2 protein-coding genes are annotated in these 2,992 nt (G+C 44.4%); one reads left to right on the top strand and one right to left on the bottom strand.

What is annotated here, in order from left to right:
* The coding region (gene trxB / locus OSCI_RS03930) for a thioredoxin-disulfide reductase (protein ID WP_039961715.1) at positions 1-1,364 on the bottom strand (1,364 nt) is incomplete at its 3' end.
* Positions 1,365-1,935: 571 nt separating this feature from the next.
* Here trxB and OSCI_RS03925 point away from each other — a divergent pair.
* Positions 1,936-2,940: a methyltransferase domain-containing protein gene (locus tag OSCI_RS03925; RefSeq protein WP_007353568.1), complete on the top strand. Its 1,005-nt coding sequence runs from the start codon at positions 1,936-1,938 to the stop codon at positions 2,938-2,940.
* Positions 2,941-2,992 lie beyond the last annotated feature (52 nt).

Raw genomic sequence — 2,992 nt, 5'->3', positions numbered from 1 at the left:
AAATTACTCTCAATTACTTGGCGGTACTGACTTTTTGGCTTAACTCCCTTGAGTTCTTCCACCAAAGCTTTATCCTTAAAAAATTGGATCGTCGGCGTACCGACGACACCAGCATTTTCAGCAATGTCTGGGTCTTGCTCGATGTCAATTTCCACATAGTGAATTTTGCCCTCAAACTCATCGGCGACTTTACTCAAAATTGGCTTGAGAGTATGGCAAGGGCCGCAGGTAGGTGAGGAGTATTTCACCATAATTAGGCGATCGCTATCGTGAAACAACTTCCGTAAAGCATAACCCCCTAAATGCCGCGTCGCAGCTAGATCGAAAGTTTCCTCCGTCTGAGCAACCTTATTTTCAGGCTTCTCAACGGGCTTTTCGGATTCCTCAAGTTGTTTGAATTCCTGGGCTAAGCCCTGCGCCGATAGCCACCTTTCCGCCAACATTGCCCCCATGCAACCACTACCAGCAGCAGTGATTGCTTGCCGAAACTCGTGGTCTTGGACATCGCCGACAGCGTAAACGCCTTCAACGCTAGTTTCTACTCCACCGTGCCGAGTCGCAATATAACCCAGCTCGTCTAATTCGATCTGGCCTTTGAAAATCTCAGTATTAGGCGTGTGACCGATCGCGTAGAACAAACCCTTAACCAGCAAATCGCTTTCTTCGCCAGTCTTGAGGTTCTTAATCCTGATGCCATCCATCTTCTCCCCAGGCACGCCCAAAACATCCACCGCCTCCGTGTTCCAGTGTACGGTAATTTTCGGGTTGCTCAAAACGCGGTCTTGCATGGCTTTAGAAGCTCGCATCTCTTCGCGCCGCACTAACATATGTACGTGAGAGCCATACTTAGTCAGGTAAATTGACTCTTCGGCGGCCGTGTCACCGGCCCCAATTACAGCCAAGTCAACGCCTTTGAAAATCGGTGTCGCACCGTCGCAAATGGCACAGGCGGAGATACCGTGACTCCAGAATGTATGTTCGCTCGGCAAGCCTAACCGTTTCGCCGTTGCTCCCGTAGCGATGACAATGGTGTGGGCTTTGATTTCCCGTTCCTCGGAGCGGATTGTAAACGGGCGATCGCTTAAGTCAACGGAAATTACGTCTTCGGTGTAGAGTTCGGCCCCCCACCGCACTGCCTGAGCTTTCATCCGATCCATTAATTCCGGCCCCGTAATCCCTTCAGGGAAACCGGGGAAGTTCTCAACTTCGGTGGTGGTCATCAATTGACCGCCGGGGATGCCGCCCATTTGATAGCCTTCAAAGACTACGGGTTTGAGGTTGGCTCGGCCTGCGTAGATCGCGGCTGTGTAGCCAGCAGGCCCTGAGCCGATAATTACTAAATTTTCTACGGTTGGGTTGGTCATAGTTCTTAGTCAAACTCATAACGACTTCGCTTAATTCTGATTATAGCGGATTTTGAGGGTGCGATCGCTATTTCTCTAAAATGTTTGATTTACTCCGCGCCTATACCACATTTAAACTTTTTAAGGCAGACTTTGGGACAAACGATAAGAATAAATAATAAAAACTGCATAGTTATTTTAAATATTAAAATTTTGTAATCATTAAGAAATGTAAATACTACAGAAATTATTGACACTATTCTCAATTATGAGACGTATTTACAGCGTTTGAGGGCTATGGTATGATTTTCATAATCAAGGGAGCAGTGTATTAAATTTAAACCAAAAATCAAAAAATCCTCTGAAACCCCCTTAAAACTGTCCAACCTGCCAAGTCAACCTATGCAAAAATCAAATTCTACCCATGCAAAAACCGCAATCAAATTGTAAATAATTATTGCGATTTCTCTGGTTGATTTGATAAGATTGCACTTTTATGTTATATTTTTATGTTTTTTAAGGTAATACCGCCCTCGCTTGCAGTCAATTACCGTCCAGAGGGCGGCGTGACGATTAATATAGGTAAGTAAAAATGGAGAAAACTAAGATATTATTTGTCTGTAGTCAGAACAAGCTAAGAAGCTTGACGGCTGAAAAGATGTATGAAAATAGTAATTATGCAGTCAAATCAGCAGGCACAGAAAAAGGAGCAAGAACCAGAGTTACAGAAGGGATGATTGGGTGGGCAGATTTAATATTTGTGATGGAGAAGCGACACAGCGATCGCCTTCGCAGTAAATTTCCAGAAAGTCTGGCAGGAAAAAAAATCATTTGCCTGCATATCCCCGATAATTACGAATATATGGAACCTGAGTTAATAGAAATTTTAGAAGCCAAACTCAGCCCCTATATCGAACTGCCAAATAACCAGAAAGATTTTATGCAGCGAGTGCTCGAACCGGAAGTAATGGACACCTGGGAAGAAGCAGTTGAGTACGACTCAATGGATTTCACAGAAGTTAATACAGATTTTGCCGAACTTGCCATAAAATTAGGGCCAATCGCGGGTAAAATTTTGGATGCTGGCACAGGTACGGCTCGTATCCCGATAATTATGCGTCAAATGCGGCCCCAATGGCAGGTAATTGGCATCGACTTGTCCGCAAATATGTTAAAAGTGGGTCAGGAAAATGTGGAAAAAGCAGGGATGCGATCGCAGATTCAGTTAGAGCTAATAGATGCAAAAAAAATGCCCTATCCAGACAATCACTTCGATCTGGTTGTTTCCAATAGTATTATCCATCATTTGCCCGATCCCTTACCATTTTTAGCAGAAGTCAAGCGAGTACTTAAACCCAATGGCGGGATACTTTTGCGAGATTTACTTCGACCTTTTGACAAGGAAGCACAAGAGAATTTAGTAGAGATGTATGCATGGGAGTGCAACCCCCATCAACAAAAATTATTTAGTGATTCTCTACAGGCAGCGTTTACTATAGAAGAAGTGGAAGTAATGATACAATCTGCGAAGTTAGAAAGCGTAAAAATTTATCAATCTTCCGATCGGCATTGGACAGCCGAACGGTATTGGAATTAAGGTCTAAGGCAGATAGAAGAGGGGCTAGGGGCTAGGGGCTAGGGGCTAGGGA

The organism is Kamptonema sp. PCC 6506 (assembly GCF_000180455.1).
In the GTDB taxonomy this organism is placed as follows: domain Bacteria; phylum Cyanobacteriota; class Cyanobacteriia; order Cyanobacteriales; family Microcoleaceae; genus Kamptonema; species Kamptonema formosum.
Note: the sequence above shows the minus strand (reverse complement) of the source record. Positions and strands in the feature narration are given on the sequence as shown.